This is a genomic window from uncultured Virgibacillus sp., from assembly GCF_947495635.1.
Taxonomy (GTDB): Bacteria; Bacillota; Bacilli; order Bacillales; family Amphibacillaceae; genus Virgibacillus; species Virgibacillus salarius.
This window is the reverse complement of the sequence record NZ_CANMAB010000034.1, coordinates 20,230-35,551: the sequence shown is the minus strand read 5'-3', so window position 1 is coordinate 35,551 and position 15,322 is coordinate 20,230. Positions and strand designations below refer to the sequence as shown.

The window sequence follows — 15,322 nt, the reverse complement described above, 5'->3', positions numbered from 1 at the left end:
GTGGTCAAGCAGTAGCTATTATTCCATAATAGCTACTAGAGGAAGCGTAAATCTGAGCATGTAGTGATAAGGACTGAACGAATTTTGCTCAGTTTTTTTAATCTTGGCAGTGCCCGGGTTTCTAGCCATAGAATGGTACGTATCACACATCGGCGTCTGTCAAGTACTCAAGGGTTAGTTGTCTGTTATCCCGGACGAACGATCGAACCGCCTAGCGAATTCCCGCTAACTATTCGATCGTAGTTTCGTTGCTTTTTCTCTCACTAAACAATTATTTACAAGCACGCTAAATTGTTAACATTCCATGACAATTCAGATTTTTTTAACATGCATGTTTAGTCCACGTAATATAAAGGTAAAGACTAGCAGAACTAGAAGTAAAAAGAAAGGGGATTCAAACATGGAACAACAGGAACACCACGTGGAAGTAAATGGATTACCACGAATTGGGGAGCAGGCACCTGATTTTCAGGCTAAAACGACACAGGGAGATATCTCCCTTCGTGACTATCAAGGGAAATGGGTTGTATTGTTTTCCCATCCATCTGATTTCACACCAGTTTGTACGTCTGAATTTGTTGCCTTTCAGGAGGTATATCAACAATTACGTGCACTGGATACGGAATTGATTGGTTTAAGTGTTGATAGTGTTAGTTCGCATATTGCCTGGCTGCGGAATATAGAAGCGAACTTTCAGACGACCATAGAATTTCCTATCATTGCTGATCTAGATCAAAAAGTAGCGACGAAGTACGGTATGATTATGCCAGAATCTACGGGCACAGAAACTTCACGAGCTGTTTTTGTCATAGATGAGAAGCAGACGATTCGCGCACTCATTTATTATCCACTTACAACTGGACGGAATATGAATGAGATTGTTCGCCTTGTAGAAGCATTGCGAACAACGGATGAATATGGTGTATCGACTCCAGCTAATTGGCAATCAGGTGACAAGGCCCTTGTCAAACCACCACAAACAAAGCAGGAAGCAAATGAACGAATGAATGATCAGGACTATGATTGCGTTGATTGGTATTATTGTCAGAAAGAAATGAAGTAGAAAAAGTTCCCCGGCTCTCCTTAGTCGGGGAATCTCCTAATAGTTCGTTTGTTAGAAATGTATGGAATAGAAGGAGGTTATTAGATAGATGTATTTAAAATACTTTTATGATTCTTCCTTAGCGCAAGCTTCTTATATGGTAGCCTGCCAGTCAACTGGAGAAGCTGCCATTATTGATCCAGCAAGGAATATCGATGCATATATCCATCTTGCTAATGAGCAGGGGTTTCATATTTCCGCAGCGGTGGAGACACATATTCATGCTGATTTTGTATCTGGTGTCACAGAACTATCTCGGCGTACGGGAGCGACGATTTTTTATTCGACGGAAGGACCGAACAATGGAGGGTATGATTGGGATGATTGTTTAACCGTTCAAGGATTACGAGACCAAGACATTATAACCATCGGTAATGTCCAACTCAAAGCAATACATACTCCTGGTCATACACCAGAACACATGGCATATGAGCTAACAGATAAGGCGACAGCCAATTTGCCAATGGGGATATTTACGGGTGACTTTGTTTTTGTAGGAAATGTAGGTCGCCCAGATCTTCTTGAAAAGGCGTTAGGTGTGAAAGACTCTGCTGATAAAGGAGCTCGGCAGCTGTTTAAGTCGCTACAAAGGTTCAAACAATATGCTGATTATATACAGATTTGGCCAGGTCATGGAGCTGGAAGTGCATGTGGTAAAGGTCTTGGCTCCATACCTACTAGTACAGTAGGATACGAGCGAATGTATAATCCGGCATTTCAGTTTACAGAGGAGCAGCCCTTTGTGGACTTTTTGCTTCATGGCCAACCAGAACCACCCGCTTATTTTGCCAAGATGAAAGCAATAAACAAAAGGGGAATGACACCGTTAGCCAATGTGCCTGCCGGTGTAGAATTTCAATTACAGGGAGACTGTATCGCAGAATTAGCAAAAGACAAGAAAAATATAGTCATTGATACTCGAAATGCTATCGATTATGCTAATGCTAGTCTTCCAGGAACAATAAACCTTCCATATCCCGGGTTATTTGCTGATTGGATAGGTAAGCTCGTTGATTATGAGTCCAACATCTATTTCATAGCTGAGCCATATCGCTTTGATGAATTAAGAGAAATCGTTATAAGCATTGGTATGGATAAGCTTAGGGGGTTTTTCTCTACATCGTTAATTCAAACGGCATCCAGTCTACGTTCGTACCAAAATCAATCACCAACAGAGATTGAACGAAGGTTTCAAAAGAATGAGGTGCAAATTTTGGATGTGCGTTATCAAGATGAATGGGAGGAAGCACGCATTCCAGAAGCAATACATGCTTCGCTGCCACATGTAAAGGAGCGAGTCAAAGAGCTGTCCACAAGTAAGCCGATAGCTGTTCACTGTGCCTCTGGAAAGCGTTCTGCGATAGCCGCAAGTATATTATTAAATGAAGGCTTTGAAGTAATTAATATACGAGGCGGAATGCTACAATGGAAAAATGAGGATTTAGGTTGGACGAAATAGGATAGTAAAACGATTCCTTCCGTCAAGTTTTTGAAGAAACAAGAGAGATGCTTGACAGGAAGGAATTTATCCTATAAAATGACTGAAAGTCAGTCAAGAGAAATGAATACTATGAAAGGGGCGGTGATATGGATAATAAAAAGGAAAAAATTACGAAGTCTGCTATTCATGTGTTTCGTGAAAAAGGGATAGAAAAAACAAAGGTTTCCGACATTGTAAAAGGCGCAGGCATCGCACAAGGAACCTTTTATTTATATTTTCCCTCGAAACTTGCAGTTATGCCTTCAATTGCTGAAGTGATGGTAGAACGAATCGTAGAAGAAATGGAGCGAAAAGTAAATCGAGAAACGGCATTTACGGATCAATTAGGTCAAGTCGTCTCCATTATATTTGACCTGACAAAGGAATATCGGGAAATATTTGCGCTGATTTTTGCTGGATTAGCCTCAAGTGACTATTTGAGTGAGTGGGAAAAAATCTATGAGCCTTATTATGCCTGGATGCAAGAATTTCTTGAGCAACCAAAGGCTGCTAGTAAATTACGAGATTCGATTGATATTAACGGAACAGCTAAATTACTAATTGGCCTAATTGAATCGGCCGCTGAACAATCCTATCTGTATGACCAACAAGACGAGGAGTCTGCTAAACAAAAACAACGAGAAGTCTTAGAATTTGCATTACATGCATTATGTAAGTAATTGGACTTGGTGTAATCCAAGTTTTTTATTATAAGTTAAGAAAGTATAAAATCAGTGCAATGACTGCGTTAAGCCAAGTAGTTATTTTGAAATGTTTGATGTATATTGGCAATGCCCCTACGAATTACTTCGCTTTCCGCGGGCACGGCTTCAACTAACTTTGCAAAGAAGAACACGTTGCAAAGTTAGCTGAAGGACAAACCCCACGGAAAGGGAAGTGGGCAGCCGGAGTGGTGGTCAAGCAAGCAGTAGCTATTATTCCATAATAGCTACTAGAGGAAGCGTAAATCTGAGCATGTAGTGATAAGGACTGAGCGAATTTTGCTCCGGTTTTCTAAAAATATAATGACTGAAAGTCAGTCATGTGATAAAGGATGAAATACAGAAATGAATAAATCATGGATATATGTTGTATTAACGAGTGTTTTTGAATTGATCTGGATCTATGGATTTAATACCGCTAACGCTTGGTGGCATTGGGTCCTAATCATAGGAGCTATCCTTTTAGATCTCCATTTCCTGTCTAAAGCTTGTGAAAATCTACCAACAGGTACCGTATATGCGATATTTGCTGCTGCGGGAACAGTAGGTACAGCCATCATGGATATTTACTTATTTGGTGGAAGTTTAAATGTAGGAAAAATGTTCTTTATGTTGATTCTAGTTCTAGGGGTAATTGGCTTAAAACTTTCTGATCAACCGGAACAGTCTGAAGCGACAAAGGGGGTTCAATCCTAATGGGATGGTTATTTATTGCGAGTGCATCTGTATTTGAAATGTTAGGTGTCTTAGGTTTACGTCTCTATAGTCAACAGAAGACTATACGAAATGGACTGCTTTATATTGGTGGATTAGGTGGTTCATTCATCTTTTTATACGCATCCTTCTCGTATTTACTTGTAAGTGTGGCATATTCTGTGTTTATTGGCATTGGAACAGCCGGTGCGGTATTGATGAACATGATTTTCTTTGGTGAATCCACGAATAAGTATCGAATTGCTAGTTTGATTGCGATTATTATTGGAGTTACCGGGTTAAAAGCATTATCATAAGCATATTAGAATACACATGCTTTTGGGAGAATAGCACGTTCACATTTAGGTGATTCTTTTCATGATCTAAAAAAATTTATTGTCACATCTGGCTTGTGTTTTGTATATAACATGAATATCAAACTATTCTCATGTTTTGGAAAAAGGCATTGACTTTTTCTGGAAAACCATTTAATATATCAAACAATACAGTCATAGATTTTAATTCTTATCAAGAGAGGTGGAGGGAAAAGGCCCTTTGAAGCTTCGGCAGCAGGTTATTCTAACACTGTGCCAATTCCTACAGACAATGGTCTGATAGATAAGAAGAGTGCAAGATACCGTACAAATTACTCTTCTTATCACATGGATAGGAAGAGTTTTTCATAGCAATGTTTTTGTTTGCCTCACTGCCTATTTCCAGTACATTTGCCTAGACCTTACGCCTTTATTTTTAAGAATAACGTAGGAGGGATAATGCGTGACAAGTCATATGCTGTCATATCAAGATTTTACTGTTGATCCTTTTAAAGATTTTCTCCCTGAGGATGAAACGAAAGGAGCCTCTACCATTTTAAGTTGGGCATATGAGCAATATGGGGATTCCATCGTTTATGCATGTAGCTTTGGCGCAGAAGGTATGGTGCTAATTGATTTAATAGCAAAGGAGAAATCTGATGCAGAGATTGTCTTTCTAGACACAGGGTTACATTTTCAAGAAACGTATGATTTCATCGATGAAGTGAAAAAAAGGTACCCTGATTTGCGGATTCGCTTAAAGCAGCCTGATTTGACAGTGGAAGAACAGGCAGCAAAGCATGGCTCAGCCTTGTGGAAGCGACAGCCAGATCAATGTTGTTTCATTCGTAAGATCAAGCCTCTTGAAGAAGAACTAGATAAGGTACCTGCTTGGATATCTGGACTTCGTAGAGAGCAGTCACCAAGTCGTAGTAAAACAGACTTTGTGAATAGGGATGAACGATTTAAAAGCATTAAAATATGTCCGTTAATTTATTGGACTTGGGACGATGTATGGAATTATATTCAAAAACAACAATTGCCCTATAATGAACTGCATGATAGAAATTATCCAAGTATTGGGTGTATTCCTTGTACCTCCCAAGTAGCCGACTCTGATGATTTACGTGCAGGTAGATGGACGGGGCAAACGAAAACGGAATGTGGCTTGCATACCACGGTTAATAAAAGCGAATCGTGATGATCTGAGTATTCATCTTTTTTATTTCGTTTAATTCCTAGTAAATTAATTGGTATACTAAGCATTTGATTGTATAGGTATAAAAAAGAACTTAATAGTGAGGTGGAACGTGTTGTCGTTGAATGTAACAAATAGCCCTTTTAATCACGAACAAATAGAACAATTAAATCTCCTGTTACCTACTTTAACGGATCATCAAAAGGTTTGGCTAAGTGGTTACCTTTCAGCTTTTATATCAAAAGAAGTCCAATCTGGTAATCCAGACCCCCAAGCCGTCAGTCAAGCAACGAATGCTGGCACAGATCCGAGAGAAGTAACCGTATTATATGGATCGGAGACAGGGACTGCCCGCTCATTAGCAGAATCGATGGCTGAAAAGCTAGACGCAGCGAATTTTTTGGTAACTTGCTCCGCGCTTGATGACTTTAAGCCAAAGAAATTAAAGAAGACAGAGGATGTATTAATTATAACGGCAACCCATGGAGAAGGTGATCCACCGGATAATGCGATCTCTTTCTATGAATTTCTTCACAGCAGAAAAGCACCTAAATTGGATCATTTGCGTTTCGCAGTGCTAGCGCTCGGTGATGAGTCGTATGAATTTTTCTGTCAAACAGGAAAAGACTTTGATAAACGCCTAGAAGAATTAGGTGGAGAGAGGCTATATGACCGAGTAGATTGTGATTTGGATTTTGATGAGCAAGCGTCTGAGTGGATGACGGGAGTACTCGGGGTTTTAAAGCAGTCATCTGAAGTTGTTGACAATACCGTTCTAGCAGGTCAACAAACGGCAGGCACGTTCGTTTCCGAACAACCTGGTTTTTCAAGAACAAATCCATTTATGGCCGAGGTTGTGGAGAATATTAATTTAAGTGGTCGCGGTTCCAATAAGCAAACCCGCCATCTAGAATTGTCCATTGATGGGTCTGGCTTTACCTTCAAACCAGGAGATAGCTTAGGGATATTTCCGAAAAATGACCCCGTATTAGTCGATCAACTTATGAAGGCGATGAATTGGGATGCAGAACAAACTGTATCTGTGAATAAACAGGGGGAAATTAGGTCATTACGAGAAGCTTTACTTTCCCATTTTGAGATTACGGTTTTAACGAAGCCACTAGTAGAAAAGGCAGCTACATTATTTGCTAATGAAGCATTAACCGATCTATTAACAGCAAGCAATAAGGAAAATTTAAAGTCGTATCTTGAGGGAAGGGATGTTTTAGATTTAGTAACCGATTTTCCGCCTAAGAAGCTGCTGGCTGAGGATTTTGTCAGCATATTACGGAAGCTACCTGCTCGTCTTTATTCCATTGCCAGCAGCTATGAAGCCAACCCTGATGAAGTTCATCTAACTGTTGGTACGGTAAATTATTTTGCTCATGGGCGTGAACGTGCGGGCGTCTGCTCCAGTCAAGTAGCCACACGAGTGGAAGTCGGTGAGAAATTGCCAGTGTATATCCATCAAAACGCTAATTTTCAATTTCCTGATGACCCGGAAACGAGGGTGATTATGATTGGTCCTGGTACCGGGGTTGCACCATTTCGCTCTTATCTGGAGGAACTAGAGGAAACCGAAGCGGAGCAACAAACATGGCTCTTCTTTGGAGAACAGCATTTCTCCTGTGATTTCCTTTATCAAGTGGATTGGCAAAAGTGGTTAAAATCTGGTGTGCTATCGAGAATGGATGTGGCATTCTCACGGGATACCGATCAAAAAGTATATGTACAACACAAGATGCTTGAAAAAAGTAAGGATTTTTATGAATGGTTAAAAGCAGGCGCTGCTGTTTACGTGTGTGGAGACGAAAAGCATATGGCAAAAGACGTCCAGCAAACAATACTTACGATTTTAAGGCAGGAGGGAGACATGACTGCGGAGGAGGCTGAATCGTATTTGCAGCAAATGCGTCAGCAGAAACGCTACCAGCGAGATGTGTATTAATGGCTCTTGTTGGTTAAATAGGCATGTTATTTAGGATACATGCTTGGTGCTATTACACGTGAAGATTAAGGAATGGAGGGAGTTTAACGAATGGCAAAGGGAAAGGACTCACTACATGAGACCACATTGGATGATATGGAGCGAATTAAAAAAGAAAGTAAATTTCTACGAGGTACAATAACGGAAGGACTTGCAGACCCAATAACAGGAGCTATTTCGGATGATGATAATAAAGTGCTGAAGTTTCACGGGAGTTATCAACAGGATGATCGTGATCTACGGGATGAACGGAGACGTCAAAAATTAGAGCCTGCCTATCAATTTATGCTGCGAGTGCGTGTTCCAGGAGGAATTGCCAGCCCTAAGCAATGGCTGGTGATGGATGAACTTGCTGACAATTATGCAAATGGAACGATTCGTCTAACCACAAGGCAAGCATTTCAATTACATGGCATCTTGAAATGGAATTTGAAAAATACGATAAAAGAGATTAACCATACACTTATGGATACTTTAGCAGCATGTGGTGATGTAAATCGAAATGTAATGTGCAATACCAATTCATATCAATCGGCGGTCCATGCAGAGGTTCAAACGTGGGCACAAAAAATTAGTGACCGCCTCTCACCAAGAACCGGAGCATATCATGAGATTTGGCTAGATAAAGAAAAAGTAGTTGATTCGCGAGATGAAACGGAAATAGAACCAATCTATGGAACAACGTATTTGCCAAGAAAATTCAAGATTGGCATTGCTGTACCACCATCAAATGATATTGATGTATTCTCTCAAGACCTTGGCTTTATTGCTATTCAAGAGGCAGGTAAACTGGTGGGGTTTAATGTTTCTGTTGGTGGCGGTATGGGAATGACGCACGGAAATACCGATACGTATCCGCAATTAGGGCGGGTGATTGGCTTCTGTACACCAGATCAAGTAATTGCTGTAGCAGAGGAAATTGTTACAATTCAACGTGACTATGGAAATCGATCCAACCGTAAGAATGCAAGATTTAAATACACGATCGATGCAAGAGGTATTGATTGGCTAAAGCAAACGTTACATGAACGATTAGGCTGGGAATTGGAGGAAACGAGAAATTATCAGTTTGAAAATAATGGGGATAGCTATGGCTGGGTGGAGGGAAACGGCAAATGGCACTTCACATTATTTATTCAAAATGGCCGTGTAAAGGATACAGAGGATTATCCATTAAGGACAGGACTGAGGGAAATCGCAAAGGTGCATACGGGTGATTTTCGTTTAACACCTAATCAAAATCTAGTCATTGCAAATGTTACGAAACAAAAGAAAGAACAGATCGATCAACTTATCAAAACGTACAAACTAACAGATGGTGGGCAATTTAGCGGGTTACGCCGTAATTCGATGGCTTGTGTTGCGTTACCAACTTGCGCTTTGGCAATGGCGGAATCAGAAAGGTACCTTCCTTCATTAATTGAAAAGATAGAAGGGATTCTTGATGAAGCAGGACTACGTGAAGAAGAAATGGTTATACGCATGTCAGGCTGTCCCAATGGATGCTCGCGACCAGCTCTAGCAGAAATTGCGTTCATTGGTAAGGCGCCAGGTAAGTACAATATGTACCTTGGTGGAAGTTTTACCGGGGAACGATTAAGTAAGCTCTATCGAGAAAATATAGGCGAGCAGGAGATTTTAGATACACTTCGTCCTATTCTCAATCAGTATGCAAGGGAACGGCTCGATGGGGAGCATTTTGGAGACTACGTTATTCGAGCGAATTATGTGGAAGCTGTACATTCCGGACTTGATTTTCATAGGTAGTGCAGGTTTAAACCAGATTAATAGAAGAGGCGGGGGTAGGAAATGGGAAAGGTATATTTGGTTGGAGCAGGTCCAGGTGACCCCGATTTGATTACGGTAAAAGGTGCAAAGATCATCGGTCAGTCGGATGTTATTTTATATGATCGTTTAGTGAATGAACAATTATTAGAGGACTATGCACCTAAACAAGCAGAACTGATTTATTGTGGGAAGCGTCCAGATCACCACGCATTAAAGCAGGAGCAAATAAATCAATTACTTTGGCAATATGCAAGGCAAGGGAAGGTTGTTACGCGATTAAAAGGCGGTGACCCTTTTATCTTTGGAAGAGGGGGTGAGGAAGCGCTCACTCTAGGAAAACACCAGATTCCATTTGAAATTGTACCAGGAATTACTTCTGGATCAGCTGCGCCAGCCTATGCCGGAATCCCGTTAACCCATCGACAGATTAGCTCATCTGTTGCTTTTGTGTCGGGAGTAACTCGAAAGGGAGATACAGGTGAGGCATATTGGGAGCACCTTGCTAAGGGCGCTGAAACCTTATGTATTTATATGGGTGTAAAAAACCTTCCAGACATATGCCATTATCTAATTAAATATGGCAGGGATGCAACGACGCCGATTGCCGTTATACATTATGGGACAACACAAGCGCAACAAACGATAACAGGTACGTTGCACACGATAGCAACGAAAGCTAAACATCTAAAAAACCCCTCGATGATTATTATTGGTGAGGTCGTTCGGCTACGTGAACAAATAAAGTGGTTTGAAGGGCTGGCTTATGAAGCATCCGAATCGCCAATTGCTGTCATTGGGTAACAAAGGGAGGAAGCTACATGCAAGCTGTTCTTTATGTAAGTCATGGCAGTAGATACGCTGATGCTACGGCAGAAGCCATATCGTTTCTTGAAACGGTGAAAGAACAGGTGGATATTCCCTTGCAGGAAATCTGCTTTCTCGAATTGGCCACTCCTGATATGAAGCAGGGAATTGCTAATTTGGTAACTCAAGGGGCAACCCGCATCGCAATTGTACCGGTGCTATTATTACAAGCAGGTCATTATTATCACGATATTCCGCAGGTTATTGAGCAGCAAAAGGCATTATATCCAGCTATTTCATTTACCTATGGTCAACCACTTGGTGTACAGGATCGATTAACGCAGATATTGGCTGAGCGAATGAATCAAGCAGTGGTAACTATGAAGTCAGATATGAAGGTGCTGTTAGTAGGCAGAGGCAGTAGTAATCCACAAACAGTAATCGATATCGAAACCATCGCAAATCGACTAAAAAAAATAACGGGGGTAGCTCATGTGGAAGCATGCTATCTAGCTGCATGTACCCCTGCTTTTGAGGGAAAGTTGCGGGCAGCTGTTACGGAGGAAAACTCGCAAATTGTTATCGTCCCTTATATTTGGTTTACCGGATTTTTGATGCGACATATTCAGCAAAGGATTACAGAAATTGGGAGAAGCAAGCGGGAAATCATCCTTTGTCATCATTTAGGAAAGCATCCGGCAATGCAGGAAGCATTAAAGGATCGCGTTATAGAGGCAATCGTGTAAAGCAATTTTATAAAAAGGATGTTGAATGCAATGGGGCGAATTCCATTAATGCTTGAATTAAATGAAAAGCAAGTAGTTATTGTTGGTGGTGGCACGATAGCAGAACGACGTATAAACACAATCATAGAAAGTGGTGCTCACATTACAGTAATTAGTCCTATAATTAATAAGGCAATTCGAACGGCTTGGGAAGCGGGCTTTCTTACATGGAAACAAAAGACATTCGAGGCAACGGATATCCAGCAGGCTGTACTTGTTGTTGCCGCCACAGACGATCAATTGGTGAATCAATTCGTATCTATGTCAGCACCAGCCGAGTGCCTTGTAAATAATGCTTCAGATGCAAAAGCGAGTCATGTTCATTTTCCTGCATATCTGAAGCAAGGAAGATTGTCCATTAGTATTTCAACCAATGAAGCAAGTCCAGCACTATCATCCAAGATTAAGAAAGAACTTGAACGCATCTATAGCAAGGACTATGAAGGCTATGTAGATTTTCTATATCAAAGCAGACAGCTATTGAAACAATCCACCGTGGATAAGCAGCGGCAGAAAAAACTATTACAATCGCTCGTATCTGAGGAATTTCTGTGTAAAGATAAACAACTTCAGGCATTACAGTCGCTAAGAGCAATAACGGGGAGGATCGATGCAAGTGAAGGGATTAAATAATAAGCAGGTAGGTATTGCTGCTACACGTAAAGTGGAAGAGATAGCTACATTAGTTAAAAAAAATGGAGGCATACCCTCCGTATTCTCTATTCAAGGAGAACAAGTATTTGATGATCAAACAGGTGAAGCGAATATTTCAACATTATTGTCAGGATCATTTGACTTCATCATCTTAACTACAGGAATTGGGGCAGCGAGCTTAGAAAGAGTTGCACGAAAGCTCCATTGCTTTTCCGATTTTATTCAGAAGCTAGGACAAACGACGTTAGCAATTCGAGGCAGTAAGACACGTCATTGGTTAAAAGAACACGCTATTTCTCCGACATTTGTATCGAAAGATGGCACCATGGAGGATCTTATACAGACGCTTGCTAATCAACCTAATCGGCAGGGACAGCGTGTTTATTTACAGGCATATAACCAAGATGATTTACAGTTACAAGCAGCATTAGAGCACTTAGGATATGCTGTCTATTTGGCGAAACCATATTATTATAAGCAACCAGATGCTGAGGTATTACGGGAATTAAGGGATGAAATTATTCATCAATCCTTAGATGCTGTTATTTTTACAAGCAAAACACAGGTTCAGAATCTTTTCCACTCCTTTTCACATGAGCATAGAAAACAGGTAATAGCCGCCTTTAATAAACATGTCCTAGCTGCTGCAGTAGGAAAAGTAACTGCACAGGAATTAAGAAAGAATCAGATTCAGGATGTTTTTTATCCGACGAAACCGAAGATGGGAAGAATGGTCGTAGAAATGAATCATTATTACGAACAACAGGTTGTTCAATGAAGCGTTATGCCATGAAAGCGAATAGGAGGGAGCTTAAGTGATATCAACAACGGAACAGATAGGAAGTATACCTCATGGAGGTAAATTAATCCAAAGGCAAGTCGCTAAGGAAGAACGGGATGCCTATTTGCAAAAAATAGCGAACGTAAAAACAGTAACAGTAAATACGTGGCATCTCTCCGATTTGGAGTTGATTGCGAATGGAGGCTTTAGCCCTCTTACTGGATTTATGGGGAAGACAAATTATACAAGAGTTGTAGAAGAAATGCGGTTGGAGGATGGCACGATTTGGAGTATCCCTATCACACTAGATGTAGAAAAAGCACAAGCAGAGGCATTGGAAATTGGTGAACAAATCGCACTGATTGGCGAGGATGATGAGGTATATGGTGTCTTATATCTTACCGAGAAGTATCACTATGATAAGGAAAAAGAAGCAAAGCTTGTGTATGGCACAACTGACCCATCACATCCAGGTGTTAAAAAAGTGTATGAAAAAGGTGATATATATCTAGCTGGTCCTATTCATCTACTTCAAAAGAAAGCAAATAATCAATTCGCTAATTATCAGCTAGATCCAAGAGAAACAAGGAAATTATTCGCAGCATTAGGATGGAAAACAATTGTTGGCTTTCAAACAAGGAACCCAGTGCACCGGGCACACGAGTATATTCAGAAATGTGCATTAGAATCTGTTGATGGGCTATTGCTTAATCCTTTAGTAGGAGAAACAAAATCAGATGATATCTCAGCTGACATACGAATGAAAAGCTATGAAGTCATCTTAGATAAATATTATCCGAAAGACCGAACGAGACTAGTAATCTATCCTGCAGCGATGCGCTATGCTGGTCCAAGAGAGGCTATCTTACATGCCATCGTTCGAAAAAACTATGGCTGTACGCATTTTATTGTTGGGCGGGACCATGCAGGTGTTGGTGATTATTATGGAACTTACGAAGCGCAGGAGTTAATTTCTCAATACGAGGCAGAGCTAGGAATTCAAATATTTGCATTTGAACATGCATTTTATTGCACAGCATGTGAAAACATGGGAACAGAAAAAACATGTCCACATGATAAATCCTACCACGTTCATTTAAGTGGCACGAAAGTACGTGAGAAGCTACGTAATGGAGAAGAGTTGCCAAAAGAATTTTCACGCCCAGAAGTAGCAAAAGTGTTAAGGGAAGGCTTCAGACAACGTTAAGTAAAGGGAAGGTTCCTCATGTCGAGTGAGATGATCATTGTTTCTATCGTAATTTGTTTCATGATTGGTGGACTTATCATGGATATTGCGCGTCCAGTCATCATTGTGTTTACCGCATTAACCATCTTTTTATTAATAGGTATTGTAACACCAGAGGACGCGCTTATTGGTTTTTCTAATGAAGGAATGCTAACCATTGCTCTGTTATTTATTATAGCTGGTGCCATTCAAAAAAGCGGTATTATCGAAGACATTATGAAGAACTGGCTAAATAAAAGTAATAGTTTAATTGGTTCAATGGTCCGAGTACTGATACCAACGTCTACACTTTCTGCATTTTTAAATAATACACCGATTGTTGTTACGTTTACACCATTAATTAAAAATTGGTGTGAGGAGCATCAAATTGCACCATCAAAATTCTTAATCCCCCTTTCCTATGCGACCATTTTAGGTGGAACCATTACGTTAATGGGGACGTCCACCAACCTTGTCGTACATGGTATGCTAATTGATTACGGCTATGATGGATTTTCAGTCTTTCAGTTAGCAATTATTGGCGTTCCGAGTACCATTGTTGGTCTCCTTTATTTGATTGTCATAGGCAGACGCCTGTTACCGGAAAATAAAGGTTTTCAACAGCAGGTAAAAGAGGATTCCCGAGAATATATTGCTGAAATGGTTGTTGAGGATTCGTTTTCAGCGGTAAATCGTAGTGTGAAAGAGGCTGGATTAAGAGAGTTAAAGGGACTTTATTTAATCGAAATTATCCGTGGTAAGGAGCGCGTATCACCTGTCCGCGCTACAACCATTATTCAAGCTGGTGATCGTCTCATTTTTACCGGTATAATCACGGCATTAGCTGAGGTGCAAACAACGAAAGGGTTATCGTTAAGAATGGGAAAGCAAGTTGATTTTGATGATTTAAAGAATGGTAGCTCAACAATTGTAGAAGCTGTTGTATCGCATCAGTCCTCCTTGCTTTCCAAATCGGTGAAGCAATCTAAGTTTCGATCCTTATACGATGCTGGAGTTATTGCAGTTCACCGAGATAGCGAACGAATAAAATCCAAAATTGGTGATATTTTGTTAAAGCCAGGTGATAGCTTACTATTACTAGCAGGAGCCGATTTTATGGAAAAGTATCAGCAATCGGAAGACTTTTATGTAGTAACCCCATTAGATCGACCGAATACATTTCAGCGAAATCCTTTTAAAGGCTGGATAACAATCATTCTCTTTTTAGCGATGATTCTATTGGTTACAATCGGTATATTGAGCATGTTTAAGGCGATGGCTATCGTAGTTGTAATCATGTTAGCAATGAAGGTGATCACAATGGAAGAGGTAAAGAAATATATTCATTTTGATGTGCTATTGCTAATTGCCTGTTCATTTGGTATTGGCATGGCGATGATGAAATCAGGCTTAGCACCTTGGATTGCTGATAATATATTGAGTGTAGGAGAGCCACTTGGCCTGTTTAGCTTACTATTACTTATTTATATAGCAACAAATCTATTCACGGAAATCATTACAAACAGCGCAGCGGCTATTTTGATGATCCCGATCGTCTTCGAAATGGCAGCTAACCTAGATTTAGAGCCAATGGGCTTTGCAATTACAATGACGATCGCGGCGTCTTCTAGCTTTATTACGCCGATTGGGTATCAAACGAATTTAATTGTCTATGGTCCTGGTGGCTATACATTCAAAGACTATGTAAAAATAGGGACACCCTTAAGTATCTTGGTAATGCTTATTACGGTTATGATTGTATACTTCTGGTGGTTTTAGGAGGGAAAAA

At 40.4% G+C, this 15,322-nt stretch carries 14 protein-coding genes and 1 riboswitch; all 14 genes read left to right on the top strand.

Features of this window, described 5'->3' with window-relative positions:
- Positions 1-400 precede the first annotated feature (400 nt).
- On the top strand, positions 401-1,063 hold the full coding sequence (locus Q1A47_RS09645) for a peroxiredoxin (RefSeq protein WP_121604192.1): 663 nt from the start codon (positions 401-403) through the stop codon (positions 1,061-1,063).
- Positions 1,064-1,151: 88 nt separating this feature from the next.
- Complete coding sequence (locus Q1A47_RS09640) at positions 1,152-2,561, top strand: rhodanese-like domain-containing protein (RefSeq protein WP_026683027.1); 1,410 nt, start codon at positions 1,152-1,154, stop codon at positions 2,559-2,561.
- A 128-nt stretch (positions 2,562-2,689) separates the two neighbouring features.
- Entirely contained in the window at positions 2,690-3,262 is a 573-nt protein-coding gene (locus Q1A47_RS09635; RefSeq protein WP_026683028.1) for a TetR family transcriptional regulator, read from the top strand.
- 387 nt (positions 3,263-3,649) lie between these two features.
- Positions 3,650-4,000: a multidrug efflux SMR transporter gene (locus Q1A47_RS09630; RefSeq protein WP_026683029.1), complete on the top strand. Its 351-nt coding sequence runs from the start codon at positions 3,650-3,652 to the stop codon at positions 3,998-4,000.
- Positions 4,000-4,314 carry a multidrug efflux SMR transporter gene (locus tag Q1A47_RS09625; protein ID WP_026683030.1) on the top strand — a complete coding sequence of 105 codons (315 nt, stop codon included), beginning with the start codon at positions 4,000-4,002 and terminating at the stop codon, positions 4,312-4,314. Before Q1A47_RS09630 ends, Q1A47_RS09625 begins: the two co-directional genes overlap by 1 nt.
- Positions 4,315-4,519: 205 nt before the next feature.
- A riboswitch (SAM riboswitch) is annotated at positions 4,520-4,622 on the top strand.
- A 152-nt stretch (positions 4,623-4,774) separates the two neighbouring features.
- The gene (locus tag Q1A47_RS09620; RefSeq protein ID WP_299631960.1) at positions 4,775-5,512 is read left to right on the top strand and encodes a phosphoadenylyl-sulfate reductase; all 738 of its coding nucleotides are present in this window, start codon (positions 4,775-4,777) and stop codon (positions 5,510-5,512) included.
- A 112-nt stretch (positions 5,513-5,624) separates the two neighbouring features.
- Entirely contained in the window at positions 5,625-7,457 is a 1,833-nt protein-coding gene (locus Q1A47_RS09615; RefSeq protein WP_166530605.1) for an assimilatory sulfite reductase (NADPH) flavoprotein subunit, read from the top strand.
- Between the two features lie 90 nt (positions 7,458-7,547).
- Complete coding sequence (gene cysI / locus Q1A47_RS09610; protein ID WP_166530606.1) at positions 7,548-9,263, top strand: assimilatory sulfite reductase (NADPH) hemoprotein subunit; 1,716 nt, start codon at positions 7,548-7,550, stop codon at positions 9,261-9,263.
- A gap of 42 nt (positions 9,264-9,305) precedes the next feature.
- Positions 9,306-10,085, top strand: coding sequence for a uroporphyrinogen-III C-methyltransferase (cobA, locus tag Q1A47_RS09605; RefSeq protein ID WP_026683034.1), 780 nt, complete (start codon positions 9,306-9,308; stop codon positions 10,083-10,085).
- A gap of 17 nt (positions 10,086-10,102) precedes the next feature.
- Positions 10,103-10,834, top strand: a complete 732-nt coding sequence (locus Q1A47_RS09600) for a sirohydrochlorin chelatase (RefSeq protein WP_166530607.1) — start codon at positions 10,103-10,105, stop codon at positions 10,832-10,834.
- A 30-nt stretch (positions 10,835-10,864) separates the two neighbouring features.
- On the top strand, positions 10,865-11,506 hold the full coding sequence (locus Q1A47_RS09595) for an NAD(P)-binding protein (RefSeq protein WP_166530608.1): 642 nt from the start codon (positions 10,865-10,867) through the stop codon (positions 11,504-11,506).
- Entirely contained in the window at positions 11,490-12,305 is an 816-nt protein-coding gene (locus Q1A47_RS09590) for a uroporphyrinogen-III synthase (RefSeq protein ID WP_026683037.1), read from the top strand. The genes Q1A47_RS09595 and Q1A47_RS09590 overlap by 17 nt, the downstream gene beginning before the upstream one ends.
- A gap of 37 nt (positions 12,306-12,342) precedes the next feature.
- Positions 12,343-13,515, top strand: coding sequence for a sulfate adenylyltransferase (gene sat / locus Q1A47_RS09585; RefSeq protein ID WP_299631952.1), 1,173 nt, complete (start codon positions 12,343-12,345; stop codon positions 13,513-13,515).
- 18 nt (positions 13,516-13,533) lie between these two features.
- On the top strand, positions 13,534-15,312 hold the full coding sequence (locus Q1A47_RS09580) for an SLC13 family permease (RefSeq protein ID WP_166530609.1): 1,779 nt from the start codon (positions 13,534-13,536) through the stop codon (positions 15,310-15,312).
- The last annotated feature ends 10 nt before the right edge of the window (positions 15,313-15,322 follow it).

What these genes read in the sequence shown, in the direction of transcription:
- Q1A47_RS09645 (WP_121604192.1), top strand. Translation starts at nt 401, where the DNA reads ATGGAACAACAGGAACACCACGTGGAAGTAAATGGATTACCACGAATT.
- Q1A47_RS09640 (WP_026683027.1), top strand. Translation starts at nt 1,152, where the DNA reads ATGTATTTAAAATACTTTTATGATTCTTCCTTAGCGCAAGCTTCTTAT.
- Q1A47_RS09635 (WP_026683028.1), top strand. Translation starts at nt 2,690, where the DNA reads ATGGATAATAAAAAGGAAAAAATTACGAAGTCTGCTATTCATGTGTTT.
- Q1A47_RS09630 (WP_026683029.1), top strand. Translation starts at nt 3,650, where the DNA reads ATGAATAAATCATGGATATATGTTGTATTAACGAGTGTTTTTGAATTG.
- Q1A47_RS09625 (WP_026683030.1), top strand. Translation starts at nt 4,000, where the DNA reads ATGGGATGGTTATTTATTGCGAGTGCATCTGTATTTGAAATGTTAGGT.
- cysI (WP_166530606.1), top strand. Translation starts at nt 7,548, where the DNA reads ATGGCAAAGGGAAAGGACTCACTACATGAGACCACATTGGATGATATG.
- cobA (WP_026683034.1), top strand. Translation starts at nt 9,306, where the DNA reads ATGGGAAAGGTATATTTGGTTGGAGCAGGTCCAGGTGACCCCGATTTG.
- Q1A47_RS09600 (WP_166530607.1), top strand. Translation starts at nt 10,103, where the DNA reads ATGCAAGCTGTTCTTTATGTAAGTCATGGCAGTAGATACGCTGATGCT.
- Q1A47_RS09595 (WP_166530608.1), top strand. Translation starts at nt 10,865, where the DNA reads ATGGGGCGAATTCCATTAATGCTTGAATTAAATGAAAAGCAAGTAGTT.
- Q1A47_RS09580 (WP_166530609.1), top strand. Translation starts at nt 13,534, where the DNA reads ATGTCGAGTGAGATGATCATTGTTTCTATCGTAATTTGTTTCATGATT.